Below are 22,052 nucleotides of genomic sequence, written 5' to 3' on the forward strand. Positions count from 1 at the left end.
CCCCCAGCGGTCAGCTGTTTCTCGTTACCCCCCGCCCCGGCACTATCTCCCCCTGGTCTTCCAAAGCAACCGACATCGCCCACAACTGCGGCCTGAACAAGGTCAAGCGGCTGGAGCGCGGTATTGCCTATTACGTGCAGGCCAAGGGTGAGCTGAGCGCCGCCCAGCGTGCCGATGTGGCGGCCGTGCTGCACGATCGCATGATGGAGACAGTGTTTGCCGACATGGAAGCGGCGAGCGCCCTGTTTGCTCACCATGAGCCGCGTCCTTTCACCCAGGTGGATGTGCTGGGCGGTGGTCGCGCCGCGCTGGCCGAGGCCAACGTGGCGCTCGGTCTGGCGCTGGCCGACGACGAGATCGACTATCTGGTGGAGAATTTCACCCGGTTGGGCCGCAACCCCAACGACATCGAGCTCTATATGTTTGCCCAGGCAAACTCCGAGCACTGTCGCCACAAGATCTTCAACGCCGACTGGACCATCGACGGTGAGCAGCAGCCCAAGTCGCTGTTCAAGATGATCAAGAACACCTTCGAGCAGACGCCGGATCATGTCCTGTCTGCTTATAAAGACAACGCTGCGGTGATGGAAGGGAGCCAGGGTGGCCGCTTCTTCCCGAGCCCGGCCAGCGGCGAGTACCAGTATCACCAGGAGCAGGTCGACATCCTGATGAAGGTGGAGACCCACAACCACCCGACCGCCATCTCCCCGTTCCCGGGGGCGGCCACCGGCTCCGGCGGCGAAATCCGCGACGAGGGTGCCACCGGTCGCGGTGCCAAGCCCAAGGCGGGTCTGGTGGGCTTCTCCGTCTCCAACCTGCGTATCCCCGGCTTTGAGCAGCCCTGGGAGCAGGATTTCGGCAAGCCGAGCCGCATCGTCAGCGCCTTCGATATCATGCAGGAGGGGCCGCTCGGTGGCGCTGCGTTCAACAACGAGTTCGGCCGTCCGGCCATTCTCGGTTACTTCCGTACCTTCGAAGAGGAGGTGCCGAGCCACAACGGCGTCGAGGTGCGTGGCTACCACAAACCTATCATGCTGGCGGGCGGTATCGGCAATATCCGCACCGAGCATGTCCAGAAAGGGGAGATCCCGGTCGGGGCGGCCCTCATCGTGCTGGGCGGCCCGGCGATGAACATCGGTCTGGGCGGCGGCGCGGCTTCCTCCATGGCCTCCGGCCAGTCGGCCGAGGATCTCGACTTTGCCTCGGTGCAGCGTGACAACCCCGAGATGGAGCGCCGTTGTCAGGAGGTGATCGACCGCTGCTGGCAACTGGGGGATGACAACCCCATCGTCTTCATCCACGACGTGGGGGCGGGCGGTCTCTCCAACGCCATGCCGGAGCTGGTGAGCGACGGCGATCGCGGCGGTCGCTTCGACTTGCGCGCTATCCCGAACGACGAGCCGGGCATGAGCCCGCTTGAGATCTGGTGCAACGAATCTCAAGAGCGTTACGTGCTGGCGGTGGCCAAGGAGAAGCTGCCGTTGTTCAAGGCGCTGTGCGAGCGCGAGCGCGCGCCCTATGCCGTCATCGGTACTGCCACCGAAGAGAAGCACCTGACGCTCTCCGATCAGCATTTTGACAACCACCCTATCGATCTGCCGCTGGACGTGCTGCTGGGCAAGACCCCCAAGATGCACCGCGACGTGGTGACCCTGCCGGCACAAGGCAAAGCGCTCCAACTCGATGGCATCACTCTGGGCGAGGCTGCCGAGCGGGTGCTGCGTCTGCCGACCGTGGCGGAGAAATCCTTCCTTATCACCATCGGTGATCGCAGCGTGACCGGTCTGGTCAACCGCGACCAGATGGTCGGCCCCTGGCAGATCCCGGTTGCTGATTGCGCCGTCACCGCCGCTACCTACGACAGCTACCACGGCGAAGCCATGTCCATGGGCGAGCGCACCCCGGTGGCGCTGCTCTCCCACGCCGCCTCTGCCCGTATGGCGGTGGCGGAAGCACTCACCAACCTGGCGCCGGCTCACATCGGATCTCTGAAGCGAGTCAAGCTCTCCGCCAACTGGATGGCCGCCGCCGGTCACCCGGGGGAAGATGCCGGCCTCTATGAGGCGGTCAAAGCAGTAGGCGAGGAGCTCTGCCCGGCCCTTGGCATCACTATCCCGGTGGGCAAGGACTCCATGTCGATGAAGACCCGCTGGCAGCAGGATGGCAAGGAGCACAGCGTCACCTCGCCGCTCTCCCTGCTCATCTCCGCCTTTGCCCGGGTTGAGGATGTGCGCAACACCGTCACGCCGCAACTGCGTACCGATCTCGGTGAAACCGACCTTATCCTGATTGACCTTGGCAACGGTAAACAGCGCCTCGGCGCCTCGGCGCTGGCACAGGTTTATCGCCAGCTGGGTGACAAGGCGCCGGATCTCGACAATCCGGTCCAGCTCAAGGGCTTCTTCAACGCGATTCAGGCGCTGGTTGCCGATCGCAAACTGATCGCCTATCACGACCGCTCCGACGGCGGCCTGTTCGTCACCCTGACCGAGATGGCGTTTGCCGGTCACTGCGGTCTCGACATCCAGCTCGATCGCATCGGTGGCGAGCTGCTGCCAGCCCTGTTCAACGAAGAGCTGGGCGCCGTCATTCAGGTGCGCCGTGAAGATAAAGAGGCGGTGATGACCCTGCTGGCCGGTCACGGTCTGGCGGCCTGCTCCCACGTGCTCGGTTCGGTGCGCGAGGGGGATCTCATCACCTTGCAGCGGGCCGGTCAGGAGGTCTATCGCGCCAGCCGCACCGCCCTGCGTACCATCTGGGGCGAGACCAGCTGGCAGATGCAGCGCCTGCGCGACAACCCCGAGTGCGCGGATCAGGAGCATGCTGCCCGTCAGGACGCCACCGATCCGGGCCTGCAGGCCAAGCTCAGCTTCAACCCGGCCGAAGATGTGGCCGCACCTTACATTGCCCGTGGGGTCTCCCCCCGTCTGGCGGTGCTGCGCGAGCAGGGGGTCAACTCCCACGTCGAGATGGCGGCGGCGTTTGACCGTGCCGGCTTTGCGGCGGTAGACGTCCATATGAGCGACATCCTCTCCGGCCGCATCAAGCTGGAGGAGTTCCAGACCCTGGTGGCTTGTGGCGGCTTCTCCTACGGCGACGTGCTGGGGGCGGGCGAAGGCTGGGCCAAGTCCATCCTGTTCAACGACGGTGCCCGCGAGCAGTTCCAGCGCTTCTTCGAGCGTGGCGATACCTTGTCGCTGGGCGTGTGCAACGGTTGCCAGATGATGTCCAACCTGCGCGAGCTGATCCCGGGTGCCGATCTGTGGCCGCGCTTCGTGCGCAACCGCTCCGAGCGCTTCGAGGCCCGCTTCAGTCTGGTGCAGGTACAGGAGTCCCCGTCGGCCTTCTTCGCTGGCATGGCAGGCTCCGTGATGCCTATTGCCGTCTCCCACGGGGAAGGGCGTGTCGAGGTGCGCGATGCCGCTCACCTGAGCGCACTGCAGCAGAGCGGTCTGGTAGGGCTGCGCTTTGTCGACAACCGCGGCAGCGTAACCGAGCAGTACCCGGCCAACCCGAACGGCTCGCCGGATGGCATCACCGCGGTGACCACGCAAGATGGCCGCGCCACCATCATGATGCCACACCCGGAGCGGGTGTTCCGTACAGTGGCCAACTCCTGGCACCCGGACAATTGGGGCGAGGATGGTGCCTGGATGCGGATGTTCCGCAACGCCCGGGTTCGTCTGGGTTAAGTTCGCATCGCAAACAACAAACCGGCCCCTGTGGCCGGTTTTTTTATTGTCAACGCAGCGGCTTTGGCAACAAAGGTGTGAAAGTCAGTCAATGGTTTCACTGTAGGGACATCGATAGGTGACACGAATAGATTCAAGTACTGCAAATGGGTTCAGGGGGAGGGGAAAGATGAGGATAAAAAAACCGGCAGCCAAGGCTGCCGGTTTTGATTTAGAGAAGGGGATTATTGCAGAACGACGTTCTGGAAACCCTGTACCAGTGAGATGACGGGTTGTGGGTAGAGGCCGAGCAATACCACCAGAGCGGCGGAGAGCAGCACGACCACGCCACCTGAGGAGAGAGCCCAGTTGGCGCTGGCATCACGCTGCTGCATGCCCGGTTCGCGCAGATAGAGGGTCACCATCACTCGGAGGTAGTAGTAGAGCCCCAGCGCACTGCCCAGGATGATGGCGGCGGAGAGCCACCAGAGCTGCGCTTCGACAGTCACACCGATGATGTAGAACTTGCCGATGAAGCCGAGCGTCATCGGGATACCTGCCAGAGAGAGCATCATCACGGTCAGTACGGCGGTCAGGTAGGGACGCTTCCAGAACAGGCCGCGATAGCTGTGCAGAGAGTCCGCATCCTTGCCGCGATAGGGGCTCGACATCATGCTGACGACGCCAAAGGCGCCCAGGCTGGTGAAGAGATACATCAGCAGGTAGACCCCGGCCGCTTCAACAGGCATCTGGCCGATACGGCTCGCCACGATCACCGCCAGCAGATAACCAAAGTGGGAGATGGAGGAGTAGCCCAGCATCCGCTTGATGTTGCTTTGCACCAGTGCCAGCAGGTTGCCGATAAGGATGGAGATGAACGCCATGGCGGCCAGCAACCAGTGGATCATGGGATCGGCTGCAGCCGGTACGGCCAGATAGAAGCGCAGCAGTACGGCAAACACGGCGACCTTGCTGACGGTTGCAAGGAAGGTGGCGACCGGTGCCGGTGCACCTTCATAGACATCCGGTGTCCAGAGATGGAAGGGGGCCAGGGAGAGCTTGAAGGCAAAACCGACCAGCATCAGACCGAGGCCACCCATCAGCAGCGGATGGTGAGCCGGGCTCTGGGCCATGGTCACCCCGAGGGCATCAAAGCTCAGGCTGCCAGCCTGGGCATAGAGCAGCGCCATGCCAAACAGCAGGAATGCGGTGGCGGCGGCAGAGAGCACCATGTACTTCACCGCGGCTTCCAGCGAGTGGCGCTCGCGGTAGGCGTACCCAACCAGACCGAACATCGGCAGGGTCAGCATCTCGATCCCGATAAAGAGGGAGGCGAGGTGGCGGGAGCAGGCCAGCACCAGACCACCGGCAGTGGCGATCAGCAGCAGCAGGAAGAACTCTTCCCGGTTATCCGGGTAGGCTTTTAGCCACGATTGGCCGAAGGTGCAGGTTGCCAGCGCACCAATCAGCACCAATCCCATGTAGAAGACGGCATAGCCATCGACTTGCAGTAGCGGGGTAACGCCCTGATCCCCCTGTGTCATGACGATGGGCAAGGAGAAGAGCGCCAGGTTGAGACCAATGATGGTGACGGTAAAGGCGGTAGTGACACAGCGGCGCCACGCGATGGCCAGCATCAGGGCCGCCATGGCCCCGGTGGTCAGCAGCAGTGGAAGCAGTGCCAGCAGTTGGGAAGCGGAGAAAGTCATTGCAGAGCTCCAGCAGTTGGCAGCAGATACCAGTGCAGCACGTTGATGAGGCTGCTGCTGGCGGTATCAATCACGGGTTGGGGATAGAGGCCCAGCAGAACCAGCAGACCCGCAATCACCATCATCATTGTCAGTTCGCGGCGATCCAGTCCTTTCAGGATGCTCTCGTCCTTGGCCGGGCCAAAGCAGGCGCGCTGCAGCATGATAAGGGAGTAGACCGAGGCCAGTACCAGACCGAAGGTGGCGACTGCAGTGATCACCGGGGCGACCTGGAAGCTGCCGATCAGGATCAGGAACTCACCGACGAAGTTGCCGGTACCCGGCATGCCCAGAGAGGCGACCGAGAAGAAGAGCATCACGCCCGGCAGATAGCGCAGGCGTCCCCACAGACCACCCATCTGGCGCAGATCGCGGGTATGCAGACGCTCATAGAGCTGACCGCAGAGGATGAAGAGGCCGGCGGCGGAGAGACCGTGGGCAATCATCTGTACTACAGCGCCCTGCAGGGCCACTTCGCTACCCGAGTAGATAGCGATCATCACAAAACCCATGTGGGAGATGCTGGTGTAGGCCACCAGCCGTTTGATGTCGGTCTGGGCAAAGGCCACGATGGCGCCATAGATGATACCGATCAGGCCCAGCACCATGGCGTAGGGGGCAAACTCGGCAGACGCTTCCGGGAACAGCGGCAGGGCAAAGCGCAGCAGACCGTAGGCGGCGGTTTTCAGCAGAATACCGGCCAGATCCACAGAACCCGCAGTCGGTGCCTGACTATGGGCATCCGGCAGCCAGCCGTGCAGCGGTACCAGCGGCATCTTGACCGCGAAGGCGATGAAGAAGCCCAGCATCAGCAGCCACTGAACGCCCTTGCTCATCGGGGTATTGAGCAGATCCAGATAGTTGAAAGTGAAAACACCGGTTGCATGCTGGTGGGTCAGCACCAGCCCGATGATGGCCACCAGCATGATCAGGCCGCTCACCTGGGTGTAGATGAAGAACTTGGTCGCCGCGTTGATCCGTGATTTGCCGTCAGTGACCGAGTGGCCCCAGAGCGCAATCAGGAAGTACATGGGAACCAGCATCATCTCCCAGAAGAAGAAGAAGAGGAACAGGTCCAGCGCCATAAAGACACCGAGTACACCGCCCAGGATCCAGAGCAGGTTGAGGTGGAAGAAGCCGATGCGTTGCACGATCTCTTTCCACGAACAGAGGATGGCCAGCACCCCGATAAAGCAGGTGAGGATGACCATCAGCAGTGACAAACCATCCACTGCCAGATGCAGGGAGATGCCGAAGCGGGGGATCCAGGGCAGACGCCATTCGGCAGCCCATGGGGAAGCGGCACCAGTGACGCCCGCGCTATCGAGGCCGGTGGTGGCAAGAGAGAAGTCACCACTTAGCCAGATGGCACAGGAGAGCAGCAGGCTGGCGCTCATGGAGAGGAGGGCAACCCAGCGGACAAACTGCCCGCCGAGACGCTCCATCTGCCAGCAGAGCAAGCCGCCGATAAAAGGAATTAACAAGATCCAGAGTAAGGTCACGGTATCAGCTCTCGTTCAAGTTCATATGAGATTGCACGCCCTGTTCCATCAAGGTCGGCAAACAGCCCGGCTGTACGATTTTCGTGTTGTTCATCGCGTTTACCCCAGTAGCAGCAGTGCCAGCACCAGTGCTGCACCGATCCCCATGGAAGCGGCATACCAGCGCAACTTGCCGGTGACCGTCCAGGCCAGCAACTGGTTGCCACGCAGGGCAAACCAGGCGGGCAGGCCCATCATCCAGTCCAGCGGATCCTGCCCGACCAGACGGGTAGCCAGCAGATAGGGCTTGACCCACAGCTGGTCGTAGAGCCAGTCAAAGCCCCAGGCGTTGAACCAGAGGGTGCTGAGCAGACGGCCCGGCGCACTGTTGGCAATCGAGGTGGCCAGTCGGCGCTCACCGAGGAACAGGAAGGCGGCCAGCGCAATGCCTGCGATGGCAATGATGCCGGAGGCTATCTCCAGCGCATGGCGACCCTCTTCGATATGATCACCCGGGCCTGCGGGTAGCACACCTGCCAGTGGCGGGGTGATCAGTGCCCCGATGCCGGTGGAGAGCACCAGCAGTACCAGTAGCGGCAGATGGTGAGCCAGACCGTGACCGGCGTGGGCTTTGGTCTGCTCTTTGCCATGGAAGGCGATAAAGATCAGCCGGAAGGTATAGAGGGAGGTCAGGAATGCCCCTACCAGACCAGCCCACAGCAGAGCGCTTTGGCCAGAGGCTTCTACTTGCCACAGAATGGCGTCCTTACTATAGAAACCGGAGGTGACCAGCGGCAGCGCGGCCAGCGCCGAACCACCCACCAGGAAGCAGGCATAGACCAGCGGCAGGCTCTTGCGCAGGCCGCCCATCTTGAAGATGTTCTGCTCGTGGTGTGTCGCGACGATAACGGCACCAGCGGAGAGGAACAGCAGCGCCTTGAAGAAGGCGTGGGTCATCAGGTGGAAGATGGCCCCTTCCCATGCGCCGACACCGAGAGCCAGGAACATGTAGCCAATCTGGCTCATGGTGGAGTAGGCAAGGATCCGCTTGATGTCGGTTTGCACCAAGGCCGCAAAGCCTGCCAGCACCAAGGTGATGGCACCTACCAGCCCGACCAGATGGAGGATCTCCGGGGCGAGCAGGAACAGGCCATGGGTACGGGCAATCAGGTAGACACCGGCGGTCACCATGGTGGCAGCGTGGATCAGCGCAGAGACCGGTGTGGGGCCTGCCATCGCATCCGCCAGCCAGGTTTGCAGCGGCAACTGGGCCGATTTACCGACCGCACCACCCAAGAGCATCAGGCAGGCGAGTGACAGGGCAGGGGAGCCCTCGGCAAACATGGTCGGCGCACGAACCAGCAGCTCGTGAATATTGAGAGTGCCCAGTTCGCGATAAAGGATAAACAGGCCGATGGCGAGGAACACGTCACCCACACGGGTCACGATGAAGGCCTTGAGGGCCGCCGCGCCATTGTTGCGATCCTTGTAGTAGAAGCCGATCAGCAGGTAGCTGCACAGCCCCACCCCTTCCCAGCCGAGGTAGACAAACAGCAGGTCATCGGCCAGTACCAGAAACAGCATGCTGGCGATAAAGAGGTTGGTGTAGGTGAAGAAGCGGGAGTAGCCCTCTTCACCGCGCATGTACCAGGAGGCGAACAGGTGGATGAAGAAGCCCACCCCGGTCACTACACCCAACATGGTCAGCGACAGGCCATCCAGCGCCAGGCTGAAGGTGGGGGTGAAGTGGCCTACCGCCATCCACTGCCACAGGTGCTGGATATAGACGCCACCCTCGGGCGGGTTGGCCAGAAAGTCCATGCCGACCCAGAGCGTGGTAAGCGCCGAGAGACCAATGGAACCCACCCCGATCAGCGCCGAGGTGCGCTCCCCCAGACGGCCGAGGGAGAAGGCCAATACCAGCCACCCCAGCAGCGGAAATAGAAAAGTCAGATATAAGAGGCTCATCCGTGCATCTCGCTCACAGTGTCCACGTTAAGGGTGTGGTAACGACGATAGAGCAGCAGTAACAGGGCAAGGCCGATACTGGCCTCCGCTGCTGCCAGAGAAATCACCAGTATGTACATGATCTGGCCATCGGCCTGAGCCCAGCGGCTACCCGCCACCACAAATGCCAGTGCCGAGGCATTCATCATGATTTCGATGCTCATCAGGATGTAGAGCAGGTTGCGGCGGATCAGCAGGCCGCATAACCCGATGCAGAAGAGCACCGCGGCCAGCAGGAGGCCGTGCTCCATGGGGATTCCATTCATTGCTGACCTCCTTCATGTGACGGACGTGATTGATTGCGGGGGACGGAGAGCACTTCGCCGCTCTTGTCTTCCCGGCCCAGATGGTAGGCGGTCACCAGACCCGCCAGCAGCAGGATGGAGGCAAGCTCCACCGCCAGTACATAGGGGCCAAAGAGTTCGACACCCACCTGTTTGGCGGTGACGTCGGTCACCCCGAGCAGGCCGCCGGTCACCCCGAGGATGCCGTGGGCCAGGAAGCCCAGCAGGATCAGCGAGAGCAGGGCTGGCCCCACCCAGGTCATGGGGGTGAGCCAGTTCTTCTCCTGCGCCTGTGCTGAACCCAAGTTCAGCATCATCACCACAAACACGAACAGCACCATGATGGCACCCGCGTAGACGATCACCTGCAGGGCGCCGGCAAAGGCGGCACCCAGGCAGAAGAAGATCATGGCCACGGCGATGAGGGAGATGATGAGATTGAGCAGCGCATGCATGGGATTGCTGGTGCTGATCACCCGCAGCGTGCTGTAAATGGCCACCAGGGCCGAGGCATAAAATGCCAGTTCCATGATTGACTCCTCAGGGCAGCAGGCTCTTGACATCGATGGGTTTGGCTTCGTTTTCGGCTTCCCCTTTCGGCTTGCCGTCGATGGCCATCCCGCTCATGCGATAGAAGTTGTAGTCCGGGTATTTGCCTGGCCCGCTGATCAGCAGATCTTCCTTCTCGTACACCAGATCCTGGCGGCGATACTCACCCATTTCGAAATCCGGCGTCAGCTGGATAGCGGTGGTGGGGCAAGCCTCTTCGCACAGACCACAGAAGATGCAGCGGGAAAAGTTGATGCGAAAGAATTCCGGGTACCAGCGACCATCTTCTCGCTCGGATTTCTGCAGCGAGATACAGCCGACCGGGCAGGCGACCGCGCAGAGGTTGCACGCTACGCAGCGCTCGTCACCGTCCGGATCGCGAGTCAGCACGATACGGCCGCGGTAGCGGGGCGGCACATAGACCGCCTCTTCCGGGTAGTTCAGGGTTTCACGAGGCCGCCAGGCATGGGAGAAGACCATCGCCAGACTGCGTAACTGGGTGCCAACACCCTGGATAATGCTAAAAATTTTCATCTCGTGCCTCACTGCACATTCATCAGCACTACTGCCGCGGTGACCAGCATATTGAGCAGGGTCAGCGGCAAGCAGACTTTCCAGCCAAACGCCATCACCTGGTCAAAGCGCGGGCGAGGCAGGGAGGCCCGCAGCAGAATGAAGAACACCATGAAGCAGGCGGTCTTCAGAGCAAACCAGATGAAGGGGGGCAACCAGGGACCATGCCAGCCACCAAAGAAGAGGGTCACTATGAGCGAGGAGATCAGCACGATGCCGATATACTCGCCCACGAAGAAGAGACCCCATTTCATCCCCGCATACTCGATGTGATAGCCATCGGCGAGCTCCTGCTCGGCCTCCGGCTGGTCAAACGGGTGGCGGTGGGTGACGGCAACGCCGGCAAACAGGAAGGTGACAAAGCCAAGGATCTGCGGGACCACGTTCCACAGACCAGCCTGAGCCTCGACGATGTCGCGCAGGTTGAAGCTGCCGGTCTGGATCACCACCCCCATCAGGGAGAGGCCGAGGAACACCTCGTAGGAGAGGGTCTGGGCCGAGGCGCGCAGACTACCTAGCAGGGAGTATTTGTTGTTGCTCGACCAGCCGGCGAACAGCACCGCATAGACCGCCAGCCCCGCGATGGCCAGGATGTAAAGCAGACCCACGTTGAGATCCGCCACGCCCCAGGTCGGGCTGATCGGCACCACCGCAAACGCCAGAATAAAGGCGGTGAAGGCGATGATGGGGGCCAGGATAAAGATCCGGCGATCGGCGAACGGCGGGATCCAGTCCTCCTTGAAGAACATCTTGACCATGTCGGCCGCCAGTTGCAGCAGGCCGAACGGGCCAACCCGGTTGGGGCCGTAGCGATCCTGCCACAGCGCCAGCAGGCGGCGTTCGATGAAGCTCATGAAGGCGCCAGCCCCCACGATCCCCACCAGCACGAGCAGTGCCTTGCCGACCTCCAGCAACAGATCAATCAGCGAGTCGCTCATGCGATGACCTCCTGCAGGTTATTGATATATGCCTGCTGCAGCGCAGTTGGCAGACCGTTGACGCCAAGGGGCAAACCTACCAGACCGGCTGCCAGCTGCGCGCTCAGACGCAAACGCAGTTGCCAGTGGCTGCCACCCCAGGAGAAGGAGACCTGATTGCCGGCACACAGGGCCAGACGCTGCGCATCGGCCGGATTCAGTACCAGCTCGGGCTCGTTCATCCGGGTCTGGATGACCGGGCTGCGGGCAGAGAGCTCCTCGCCACCAAACAGCTGGACATAGTTGACTACCTGCAGGGCATCCTCTGCCTTGAAGGGGGAGGGAATGGAGGCAAACCAGCCAAGGGTATCCTCGCTTGCTTCCAGCAGGCGACGACCGGGATCACCGGCGCGCAGTTTGCCACCCACCTCATCCTGGAACTTGTTCCAGGCGGAAGGGGAGTTCCAGCCCGGCGCCCAGGCGAACGGTACTTGCGGCAGCGGCTGACGGGCCCCGGCATACCCTTCCATGGAGAAGTTGAAGGGGGAATCGGGATCCTGAGCCACCCGCGGCTCGCTGACGTTCTGGTTGGCCAGCATGGAGGTGCGGCCACTGTAGCGGTGCGGTTCACGAGCCAGACGCATGCCGCGGATCCGCAAGCCTGCGTTGGGGGCAGCTTCGAGCATGGTGGCCAGCAGCGGATTGCTGGTGGCGCAGTCATGGTTGATCTGGTCGAAGTTCTGCCAGCGCAGAGATTTGTGCTCAAGAGCGCCTTGCAGCGCCGCCAGCCAGCGCCACCCTTCACGCACCTGAATATCGGCGTTGTAGAAGGCTGGGGCATAGACCTGGAAGAAGCGCTGGGCGCGACCTTCCATGTTCACCAGGGTGCCATCGGCTTCGGCAAAGCTGGCGGCTGGCAGGATCAGGTCTGCCTTTTGCGCAGTCTGGGTATCTTGATGATCGATGACCAGCAGGTGCTGCAGTCGTGCCAGCGCTGTATCCACACGGTTGCGCGGTGCGCGGCGATAAAGATCGTTCTCCAGCGTCACCAGCGCCAGCTTCTCTTGCGCTTCGATGCGCTCGAAAGCTGCCTCAAGCGGCTTGCCACCCAGCATGGCTAGACCCAGCGAGTTGGCCTCCTGGGCAACCAGCGCGATGCTGGCTTCCAGACCACGTCCTTTCAGGGCGCGAGCAATGTTGCTGGCTGCTTCAACCAGCGCCACGCTACGCGCGCTGGAGCCGGCGATGATGAGCGGTTTTTTGGCATTGCCAAGCAGTTCGGCCCAGCGTGCAGCCTGAGCCTGCTGTTCGGCAGAGAGGTCTGTGATAGCCGGCGCCGCATTGTCGAGCAGGTTGGCGATGGCAAAGCCAAGGCGCGCCTGATCGGCGTAAGGAGCGTGCAGCTTGTCAGCCGCCACGTCATCGAGACGGGTGTTGTCAAGACTGGTGATGAGCAGCGGGTAGCGCTCGTTTTGGCCCAGAGTCTGCACCGCGGCAACCTGCCACAGGTCGACCTTCATTTTGCGAGCCAGCTCGCGAGCCTTGCCCTTGACTGCTTGACGCAGGGCCAGCGCAATTCGAGCCGCGCTCATGGTGACATCTTCGCCGAGTACCAGAATGGCATCGGCCTCTTCCATGTCGCGCAGGCTGGGGGTAGATACGCCGCCATGCTGCAAAATTTGCAGGATCTTCTGCTGGCATTCCCACTCGGCCTGCTCCATGCCGCAATAGAAGTTGTCTTCACCCACCAGTTCGCGCAGAGCGAAGTTGCTCTCCAGCGACGCGCGGGGCGAACCGATACCGATGACGCCGCTGGCGGTGCGCAGGGCATCGGCAGCGCGGTTGAGGGCGCCATCTACCGTGATGGCCAGCTTGTCGTTACCTTCACGCAGCAGCGGCTGACGCGGGCGATCGGCCAGGTTGACATAGCCATAGCCAAAGCGGCCGCGGTCGCAGAGGAAGTAGTGGTTGAGGCTGCCGTGGAAGCGGTTTTCGATGCGGCGCAGCTCGCCATAACGCTCGCCCGGGCTGATGTTGCAGCCCACGGAGCACTGCTGGCAGATACTCGGGGCAAACTGCATGTCCCATTTGCGGTTGTAACGCTCGGAGTGAGTCTTGTCGGTGAAAACACCGGTGGGGCAGACTTCCACCAGGTTGCCGGAGAATTCGCTCTCCAGAGTGCCATCCTCGACCCGTCCGAAGTAGACGTTGTCGTGGGCACCGTAGACGCCGAGATCCTCGCCACCGGCATAATCCTTGTAATAACGGACGCAGCGGTAGCAGGCGATGCAGCGGTTCATCTCGTGACTGATGAAGGGGCCGAGATCCTGATTCTGGTGGGTGCGTTTGGTGAAGCGGTAGCGACGGCTGTTGTGGCCGGTCATCACCGTCATATCCTGCAGGTGGCAGGCGCCACCCTCTTCACACACCGGACAGTCGTGGGGGTGGTTGGTCATCAGCCACTCCACCACGCTCTTGCGAAACTCCTTGGCCTCTTCATCTTCGATAGCGATATAGGTGCCATCGGTGGCCGGTGTCATGCAGGACATCACCAGACGGCCACGCTTGTCATCGGCATTCTGATACTGTTTGACCGCGCACTGGCGGCAGGCTCCGACACTACCAAGCGCCGGGTGCCAGCAAAAATAGGGGACGTCCAGACCGAGGGACAGACAGGCTTGCAGCAGGTTATCTGCCCCGTCTACCTCGAACTCTTTACCGTCTACATGAATGGTCGCCATACAACTTCCCTGAAACCTGTTTTGTGAATTCGGCTATTGTCTGATGCGCTTGGCGTTTACCAGCGTTCACCCAAGAGATTGGGCTGGATCCCTTTGACCGGCTTGCGGTTATCGCCGCTACCCTTGATCCCCGCTTCGAATTCGGAGCGGAAATATTTGATCGCGCTGGCAAGCGGTTCGACGGCGCCCGGAGCATGGGCACAGAAGGTTTTACCCGGGCCCAGGAAATTGCAGAGCTGCTCCAGCGTAGCCAGATCGCCTGATTGCCCCTCGCCCCTTTCAAGCGCGCGCAGCAGCTTGACGCTCCAGGGCAGGCCATCGCGACAGGGAGTACACCAGCCACACGACTCGCGGGCGAAGAACTCCTCCATGTTGCGCAGCAGGGAGACCATGCTGATGCTGTCATCCACCGCCATGGCGAGGCCGGTCCCCATCCGGGTGCCTACCTTGCCGATGCCGGCGGTATACATCTGGGCATCAAGGTGCTCTGGCAGCAAGAAACCGGTTCCCGCACCGCCCGGTTGCCAGGCTTTCAGGCGATAGCCGCTCTTCATGCCGCCGGCGTAGTGTTCAAACAGCTCGCGGGCGGTGATTCCAAATGGCAGCTCCCACACCCCGGGGTTGTTTACCTTGCCGGAGAAGCCCATCAGCTTGGTTCCGTGGTCTTCGGAGCCCGGCAGCGCCAGCCCCTGATACCAGGCCACCCCGTTGCCGATAATGGCAGGCACGTTGCAGAGGGTCTCGACGTTGTTGACGCAGGTGGGCTTGCCCCAGACACCGGAAACAGCGGGGAAGGGTGGCTTGGCGCGCGGGTTGGCACGGCGCCCTTCCAGCGAGTTGATAAGGGCAGTCTCTTCGCCACAGATATAGCGACCGGCGCCAGTGTGAACAAACAGCTCGAAGTCAAAACCCGAGCCCAGAATGTTCTTGCCAAGCAAACCGGCGGCTTTTGCCTCCTCCACTGCACGGCGCAGATTGATGGCGGCATCGACATATTCACCGCGCAGGAAGATATAACCGCGATAGGCTTTCAGCGCCCGGGCCGAGATGATCATCCCTTCGATCAGCAGGTGGGGCAGTTGCTCCATCAGCAGCCGGTCTTTCCAGGTGTTGGGCTCCATCTCATCGGCGTTGCAGAGCAGGTAGCGGATGTTCATGCTCTCGTCTTTGGGCATCAGCCCCCACTTCACGCCAGTGGGGAAGCCCGCGCCGCCACGCCCCTTGAGACCGGCATCCTTGACGGTGCTGACGATCTCGTCCGGACTCATCTGGCCGAGCGCTTTGCGCACCGCTTCATAACCCTGCTTGGCCTGATACTCCTCCAGCCATACCGGCTGGCCGTCGTCACGCAGCCGCCAGGTGAGCGGATGGGTCTCGGCCGCACGCGGGGTGCGGTTGGCGGTGCCAAATGAGGTGAGGATCTTGCTCTGTTGCAGGCTCATGGGTAAGCCTCCAGGGTTTTCAGCAAGGTAACGGGGTCGAGCCCGCCATAGGTGTCGTCATCGATCATGATGGCCGGCCCCTTGTCGCAGTTGCCTAGGCAGCAGACCGGCAGAAGGGTGAAGCGGCCATCGGCTGTGGTCTGGCCGGGGCCGAGGTTCATCACCTCCTTGAGACCGGCCATCAGCTCTTCATGGCCATTGATGTAGCAGACCATGCTGTCGCAGACGCGGATGATGTGGCGCCCCACCGGCTGGCGGAAAATCTGGCTATAGAAGGTGGCGACACCCTCGACATCGCTGGCGGGAATACCCAACTCGGTAGCGATGGCGTGAATAGCGCCGTCGGGTACCCAGCCTCTGGCCTGCTGCACGATCTTGAGCGCTTCAATGCTGGCAGCACGGGGATCTTCGTAATGGTGTTTCTCATGTTCGATGGCGTCGCGTTCAGCCTGACTCAGGACAAAGTCGTCCCGTTTGCTGCTGCAAGCCCCTTGCCCCTGCGGGGTCTGATTATTGTGACACTGACATTGCTGGCTCATGACTTGACCTTTTGTGGCTTGTCCTTTTACTGCGAGTCCTGTTGTCTCGTCATTGCGGGTCACTCGCCTCGGCGGGCAACCCGTGATGAGTTAACGGTCCACATCCGACATAACGAAATCGATACTGCCCAGATAGACGATGAGATCCGACACCATGCTGCCCTTGATCACCGAGGGGATCTGTTGCAGGTGAGCAAAGCTCGGGGTGCGGATCCGGGTCCGGTAGCTCATGGTTGAGCCATCGCTGGTCAGGTAGTAACTGTTGACACCCTTGGTCGCCTCAATCATCTGGAACGACTCGGCTGCCGGCATGACCGGGCCCCAAGACACTTGCAGGAAGTGGTTGATCAGGGTCTCGATGTGCTGCAGCGTGCGCTCTTTGGGCGGCGGAGTGGTCAGCGGGTGATCCGCCTTGAACGGGCCCTCCGGCATGTTTTTCATGCACTGTTCGATGATGGAGAGGCTTTGGCGGATCTCCTCGATGCGAACGGTGGCGCGATCATAGGCATCGCCGTTGCTGCCGACCGGTACTTCGAAGTCGAACTGATCGTAACCGGAGTAGGGACGCCACTTGCGCACGTCGAAGTTGAGGCCAGTGGCGCGCAAGCCCGCACCCGTAGTGCCCCAGGCCAGTGCCTGTTCGGTGGTGTAGGCGGAGACACCGATAGTACGGCCACGCAGAATGCTGTTGCGCATCGCGGCTTTCTCGTAATCCATCAGTCGCTTGGGCAGCCAGCTCAGCAGGTTGTCCTGGATCAGACGTTGCCATCCGTTGGGCAGGTCGTGGGCAACACCGCCGATGCGGAACCAGGCCGGATGCATACGGGCGCCGGTGATCGCCTCGATGATGGTGTAGATCTTCTGGCGGTCGGTAAAGGTGAAGAAGACCGGGGTCATGGCCCCCACGTCCTGAATATAGGTACCGAGGAACAACAGGTGACTCTGGATGCGGAACAACTCCGCCATCATCACCCGGATCATGTCGACCCGCTGTGGCACCTTGATACCGGCCAGCTTCTCGACCGCGAGCACGTAGGGGAGGTTGTTCATCACCCCGCCCAGATACTCGACCCGGTCGGTATAGGGGATGTAGCTGTGCCAGGACTGGCGCTCGCCCATCTTCTCGGCACCGCGATGGTGGTAGCCGATATCGGGCACACAGTTGCGGATCTCCTCGCCATCGAGTTGCAGTACCAGACGGAAGGCGCCGTGAGCCGAGGGGTGGTTGGGGCCGAGGTTCAGGAACATGTAGTCCTCGTTCTCGTTACCACGTGCCAGACCCCACTCCTCCGGTTTGAACAGCAGGTTCTCCTGCTCCATGTCCTGCTTGGCAGCATCGAGCATAAAGGGATCAAATTCGGTGGCGCGCGCGGGATAATCCTTGCGCAGCGGATGTCCCTGCCAGCTCTTGGGCATCATGATACGGGTCAGGTGGGGATGACCATCGAAGGTGATACCCAGCAGATCCCACACTTCCCGTTCATACCAGTTGGCATTGGGGAAGTGGCCGGTGACGGTCGGCAGGTGCAGATCGCTTTCGGCAAGCGGCACCTTCAGCATTACATCGGCGTTACGGTCGATGGAGATGAGGTGATAGAAAACGGTGAAGTCGCTTTGCGGCAGACCTTCGCGATGGGTACGAAGCCGTTCGTCAGTCGCACTCAGATCGAAGAGCATCACGAACGGGGAGGGCACCTTGCGCAGAAAGCTCATTACATCGAGCAGCAGCTCCCGGGCAAGCCAGACGACAGGCACGCCGGTACGGGTAGTCTGCACGGTGAAATGCTGTGCCCCAAAATGGGCGAACAGTTCGCCAATGACCTTGGCATCCTTATGATCGGTGGGTTGCCACTGGGCCATTGCATAATTGCTGGGAAAATCGCGAGTCAGTTTCATGGTCAGATCTCATCCGGCGTGCGCAGGTTGGTCACATCGATCCGCTCGCCGCGCTTGCGGTCCTTCTCGGCCGGCATCTCGGGACGATAGATCCCCTGATCGCCAACCACCCAGGAGAGGGGGCGACGCTCCTTGCCGATAGAGTCTTGCAACAGCATCAGTGCCTGCAGGAACGCCTCGGGACGGGGCGGGCAACCCGGAATGTAAACATCGACCGGCAGGAACTTGTCGACGCCCTGAACCACTGAGTAGATGTCGTACATACCACCCGAGTTGGCACAGGCTCCCATGGAGATCACCCATTTGGGCTCGAGCAACTGCTCATAGAGACGCTGGATGACTGGCGCCATCTTGATGAAGGGAGTACCTGCGATCACCATGAAATCGGCCTGACGGGGAGAGGCGCGGATAACTTCGGCACCGAAGCGGGCCACATCGTGGGGGGAGGTGAAGGCGGTACACATCTCCACGTAGCAGCAGGATATACCGAAGTTATAGGGCCACAGAGAGTTCTTGCGACCCCAGTTGACGGCATTTTGCAACACCTCCTCGACCCGTCCCATCAGGATGCCGCGCTCGGCTTGCTGCATCAGAGGGTCATCGACGGTTTGGCTCTGCTCCTGGGGATAGCGTTCAACCGGTGCGTCCGGGTCTATCCGGGTAAGGGTGTACTTCATGGTGCAACCTCAAGGAAAGGGTCTGTGATTCAGTCACTGTTTTTGTTGTTCAGCTGCGGTTTGCGCGGCGACCACTCCAGCGCACCGATGCGCCAGAGGTAGACCAGACCGATCAACAGCAGACCGATGAAAATGGTGGCTTCAATGAAACCGACCCAGCCGCTTTCACGAACGGAAACGGACCAGGCAAAGAGATAGAGCGCCTCGACATCGAAGATGACGAAGAACATGGCGACCAGATAGAACTTGGCGGAGAAACGCAGCCGGGCACTGCCAACCGAGTCAACGCCTGATTCGAAGGGTTTGTTTTTGGTGCGGCCATGAGCACGACCACCCAGCACGGCAGCAAGGCCGATCATCCCCAGGCAGAGGCAAATAGCTGCAATGACGTAGATGGCAAAAGCCCAATGTTGAACAGCAATATCAGCAAACATAGAGGTTTTCCCTAACCGAATTAATCATGCGGTGTAACAATGATGTCACGCATTATGACACTTTAGTACTGATTTACATGTCATTTTTATGGATTAATTATTAATCGGTTAAGTGGAAATTAAATTTTGTTACGGAGCTCAATTTTATTGAGAAAAATGTATGTAATTGACACTGGTCAGATCAGATGACATGTCTGAAATTTGAGCTTCCGAAGGTTGATTATTATCCAGCGACAATCGGCTGCATTTCTGTCTGGAATAGCCATTTCAAATAAGTGGCTATATGTATGCGCTTTCTGAAAGGGGTAACCCGCCGCCCTGTGTGAAGTCAGGGCGGTGGTTTTATGCGGAGGGTGTTATCGCTCAGGGTTTGAGCAGGGGAAGAGCCTGTTCGGCGGCTTTGCCTTGAGAGAGGGTGATCTCGACCCGGCGGTTGGCCTGCCGATGATCGGCGGTGTCATTGGCATAGCGTGGCTGGGTATCAGCTACGCCCTGGGCGATAACCCGCTTGGCATCCAGTTTGGGATTGCCAAGCAGTGTCTGTACTATAGCGGAGGCGCGCAGCACCGAGAGTTCCCAGTTGTTGCGGTAGAGCTCTACCGGAGCCTGTGAATCATCGGTGTGACCAGTGACTACTATGGCCCCCGGAATATCGGCAAGAATGCCCGATATCTTGTTGACCAGCGGTACAAACTGGGGCTGCAGAAATGCCGAATCGGCCGGGAAGAGCGCCTTCTCGCCGATGCGGATCACCAGCTGACTGCCAAGCTGCTCGACTTCCAGATCCTTGGATTCAATTTGAGCCTTGAGTTGCTGCTCAAGCTTCTTCTTGGTGACCTGAACCCACTCCTGTTCCTTGGTCTTGTGTGGCCAGGATTCGGTGGCACTCGGCTTCTCCGAGGCGCCTATGGTCTCGTTGAACGGATCCGAAGCTGACATCGGAGCATCCTTCTCCAGCACCGTCTCTTTCTCCGGGCTGCTCGGTGTGGTCTTGGATTCCGGCTCGAGGATGCCTGTCCCCCCCTGCATGACAGGTGAACCAGCGGGAGGAGAGACCAAACCAATTTTACCCAGCGACTCGATAAAGCCCTGGATCAGCACCCGGGTCTCGGACTGTTTGGCCATCGCAAAGGAGTAGAGCACCACGAACAGGGCGAACAGCAGGGTCATGAAGTCGGCATAGGAGACCAGCCAACGTTCGTGGTTCTCTGGCGCTTCAGCCTTTTTCTTTTTGGCCACCATGACCTCCCAGATACGGTTCGAGGGTTACTTGTAGTCTGGCTTGAGACTCGCCATCCACGATGCAGAGAATACCGGTAAGGGTCATCTCCTTGTAGTGGCGGATCTGGTGAGCAAACGCCTTGTAACGGTTGCCAAATGGCAAAAAGATGAGGTTGGCGGCTGCAACCCCGTAGATGGTTGCGATAAAGGCTACCGCGATGGCACCGCCGAGTTTGTCCGGAGCATCCAGCAAGCCCATCGCGTGGATGAGGCCGAATACCGCACCCACGATCCCCATGGTCGGGCAGTAGCCCCCCATGGCTTCATAGAATTTGACGGTTTGCTCGAGATCTTCCTGTTCAAATTCGATCTCGTTTTCCAGCACCTCGTGGATCTTGGTCTTCTCGTAGCCATCGACCATCATCTGTACCCCTTTTTTCAAAAAGGGATCCTTAATCTCTTCAATCATCCCCTCAAGCGCCAGCATACCGCTGCGCCGGGCGTTACCAGCCAAGGTCTCCAGCAACTGTGCTTGCTCCAGCATGTCCAGCTTGAGCGGGGCCAGCAGCCACTTGAAACGTTTGGCGGTTTTGCCGATAACTGAGAAGGGGAACTGGGTCAGTGCGGCGCCGATGGTGCCGCCGATTACGATAAGAAAGGCGGGCAGATCGAGCAGCGCACTGGGATGGCCGCCTTCTATGATATTTCCGCCAAGAATGCAGATCAGTGCAAAGACAAGGCCTATCAAGCTCATTTTTTCTACGTCCCTGAATGTTGATAATGGCTAGTTTAGCTATTTAAGTATCAGTTTTTCAAAATGATATCCAATCTGCGAGCAATAAATTAGAGCTTTGGTCAAGTCTGCGCGACATGGATATCGAGGGCGCTTAAAAAGCAGGCAGTACAGGATAAATAATAGGGAAGATAGAGCAGGCAAGCAGTAGAAAAGCAAAAAGCCGACCCTGAGGTCGGCTCTTCTAAATTTGGCGGTGAGGGAGGGATTCGAACCCTCGATACGTTGCCGTATACACACTTTCCAGGCGTGCTCCTTCAGCCACTCGGACACCTCACCAAATTTTCGTTCGCTGCGCTGTTGCGCTGGAACGGGGCGTAATTTAGGGGAAATGGCTGGGCGGGTCAACCATTTTTCCCCTTATTTTTCATAATCTTTCTCGAGTGCCTAACCCTTGAACAGAAAGCCGTTTTTTTAATCCGATTCAGGGCTTGTCGAGGATGATCAGGCTGTCCGGCAACTCGTTCTGGTCACGAGTTGCAGGGAAGGCATCGGTCAGAATGTCGCTGGTGCGCTCCACACACTCCAGAAAACCTTGCTCGATCTCGTTGTTGCGCACCCGCATCACGAAGTCGTTGATGATCTCCTGCCACTGACTGTTGTCGATATGCTGGGCAATGCCGTCATCCACCAGGATCTCGACATAGTGCTCGGCGGCCGAGACAAAAATGAGCACTCCCAGACGATCGCGGGTGCGGTGCAGCCCCTGCTCGACAAATTGCAGACGAGCCATCAGGGCAGCCCTGTGCTGGCGCACCTGTTTCGGGATCAGCCGCATCTTGATAGGGGTCCAGTGGAACAGCAGGCTCAGCAGCAGCCAGACCGACCACTGCACCAGCAGGATCTCGTACCAGCCGAGCCAGAAGCCGAGCTGGAATACCAGCAGCGGGGTCAGCATGGCCAACAGAGCGGCCCAGAGGGTGGGAATATAGCGATATCCATCGCTGGCCGGGGCCAGCACGGTCACCAGTTCGGCGTCCGTGGCCTGTTCGGCTTGTCTGACCCTGGCCTGAAGCGTGTGATAAAACTGTTTGGAAATCATGTTGTCGTCTCTTAATCCCTGTTACCAACCACCAGAG

The 22,052-nt window shown here is 60.1% G+C and carries 17 protein-coding genes and 1 tRNA gene; 1 reads left to right on the top strand and 17 read right to left on the bottom strand.

Going from position 1 to position 22,052, the window contains the following annotated elements; all coding sequences use genetic code 11:
- A partial coding sequence (gene purL / locus AACS24_RS00985) for a phosphoribosylformylglycinamidine synthase (RefSeq protein ID WP_108572084.1) occupies positions 1 to 3,692 on the top strand: 3,692 nt, incomplete at its 5' end.
- Between the two features lie 224 nt (positions 3,693 to 3,916).
- Here purL and nuoN read toward each other — a convergent pair.
- The 17 genes from nuoN to AACS24_RS01070 all read right to left on the bottom strand — a co-directional run bounded on the left by nuoN (position 3,917) and on the right by AACS24_RS01070 (position 22,015).
- A complete protein-coding gene (nuoN, locus tag AACS24_RS00990; protein ID WP_108572085.1) occupies positions 3,917 to 5,380 on the bottom strand; it encodes an NADH-quinone oxidoreductase subunit NuoN in 1,464 nt (487 codons plus the stop codon).
- On the bottom strand, positions 5,377 to 6,921 hold the full coding sequence (gene nuoM, locus AACS24_RS00995; protein WP_033114517.1) for an NADH-quinone oxidoreductase subunit M: 1,545 nt from the start codon (positions 6,919 to 6,921) through the stop codon (positions 5,377 to 5,379). The genes nuoN and nuoM overlap by 4 nt, the downstream gene beginning before the upstream one ends.
- 99 nt (positions 6,922 to 7,020) lie before the next feature.
- Positions 7,021 to 8,868 (bottom strand): NADH-quinone oxidoreductase subunit L, encoded by a 1,848-nt coding sequence (gene nuoL, locus AACS24_RS01000; protein ID WP_108572086.1) that lies wholly within the window; start codon positions 8,866 to 8,868, stop codon positions 7,021 to 7,023.
- Positions 8,865 to 9,173, bottom strand: coding sequence for an NADH-quinone oxidoreductase subunit NuoK (gene nuoK, locus AACS24_RS01005; RefSeq protein ID WP_033114519.1), 309 nt, complete (start codon positions 9,171 to 9,173; stop codon positions 8,865 to 8,867). The genes nuoL and nuoK overlap by 4 nt, the downstream gene beginning before the upstream one ends.
- On the bottom strand, positions 9,170 to 9,721 hold the full coding sequence (gene nuoJ / locus AACS24_RS01010) for an NADH-quinone oxidoreductase subunit J (protein ID WP_033114520.1): 552 nt from the start codon (positions 9,719 to 9,721) through the stop codon (positions 9,170 to 9,172). The genes nuoK and nuoJ overlap by 4 nt, the downstream gene beginning before the upstream one ends.
- A 10-nt stretch (positions 9,722 to 9,731) precedes the next feature.
- Complete coding sequence (gene nuoI, locus AACS24_RS01015; protein WP_033114521.1) at positions 9,732 to 10,274, bottom strand: NADH-quinone oxidoreductase subunit NuoI; 543 nt, start codon at positions 10,272 to 10,274, stop codon at positions 9,732 to 9,734.
- 8 nt (positions 10,275 to 10,282) lie between these two features.
- Positions 10,283 to 11,251, bottom strand: a complete 969-nt coding sequence (gene nuoH / locus AACS24_RS01020; RefSeq protein WP_033114522.1) for an NADH-quinone oxidoreductase subunit NuoH — start codon at positions 11,249 to 11,251, stop codon at positions 10,283 to 10,285.
- A complete protein-coding gene (nuoG, locus tag AACS24_RS01025) occupies positions 11,248 to 13,971 on the bottom strand; it encodes an NADH-quinone oxidoreductase subunit NuoG (RefSeq protein WP_108572087.1) in 2,724 nt (907 codons plus the stop codon). The genes nuoH and nuoG overlap by 4 nt, the downstream gene beginning before the upstream one ends.
- A 56-nt stretch (positions 13,972 to 14,027) precedes the next feature.
- Positions 14,028 to 15,413: an NADH-quinone oxidoreductase subunit NuoF gene (gene nuoF, locus AACS24_RS01030; RefSeq protein WP_108572088.1), complete on the bottom strand. Its 1,386-nt coding sequence runs from the start codon at positions 15,411 to 15,413 to the stop codon at positions 14,028 to 14,030.
- A complete protein-coding gene (gene nuoE, locus AACS24_RS01035; RefSeq protein ID WP_108572089.1) occupies positions 15,410 to 15,952 on the bottom strand; it encodes an NADH-quinone oxidoreductase subunit NuoE in 543 nt (180 codons plus the stop codon). The genes nuoF and nuoE overlap by 4 nt, the downstream gene beginning before the upstream one ends.
- Positions 15,953 to 16,042: 90 nt before the next feature.
- Positions 16,043 to 17,848, bottom strand: coding sequence for an NADH-quinone oxidoreductase subunit C/D (gene nuoC, locus AACS24_RS01040; protein ID WP_104014536.1), 1,806 nt, complete (start codon positions 17,846 to 17,848; stop codon positions 16,043 to 16,045).
- 2 nt (positions 17,849 to 17,850) lie between these two features.
- Complete coding sequence (locus AACS24_RS01045) at positions 17,851 to 18,525, bottom strand: NuoB/complex I 20 kDa subunit family protein (protein WP_033114527.1); 675 nt, start codon at positions 18,523 to 18,525, stop codon at positions 17,851 to 17,853.
- 29 nt (positions 18,526 to 18,554) lie between these two features.
- On the bottom strand, positions 18,555 to 18,959 hold the full coding sequence (locus tag AACS24_RS01050) for an NADH-quinone oxidoreductase subunit A (RefSeq protein ID WP_033114528.1): 405 nt from the start codon (positions 18,957 to 18,959) through the stop codon (positions 18,555 to 18,557).
- 363 nt (positions 18,960 to 19,322) lie between these two features.
- Positions 19,323 to 20,201: a flagellar motor protein MotB gene (locus AACS24_RS01055; protein ID WP_181364275.1), complete on the bottom strand. Its 879-nt coding sequence runs from the start codon at positions 20,199 to 20,201 to the stop codon at positions 19,323 to 19,325.
- The gene (locus AACS24_RS01060) at positions 20,176 to 20,934 is read right to left on the bottom strand and encodes a flagellar motor protein (RefSeq protein WP_108572090.1); all 759 of its coding nucleotides are present in this window, start codon (positions 20,932 to 20,934) and stop codon (positions 20,176 to 20,178) included. Before AACS24_RS01060 ends, AACS24_RS01055 begins: the two co-directional genes overlap by 26 nt.
- A 230-nt stretch (positions 20,935 to 21,164) precedes the next feature.
- Positions 21,165 to 21,252, bottom strand: a tRNA-Ser gene (locus AACS24_RS01065).
- 145 nt (positions 21,253 to 21,397) lie between these two features.
- Entirely contained in the window at positions 21,398 to 22,015 is a 618-nt protein-coding gene (locus tag AACS24_RS01070; protein WP_033114531.1) for a TPM domain-containing protein, read from the bottom strand.
- Between the last annotated feature and the right edge of the window lie 37 nt (positions 22,016 to 22,052).

The organism is Aeromonas sp. HMWF016 (assembly GCF_963878195.1).
Classification (GTDB): Bacteria; Pseudomonadota; Gammaproteobacteria; order Enterobacterales; family Aeromonadaceae; genus Aeromonas; species Aeromonas lacus.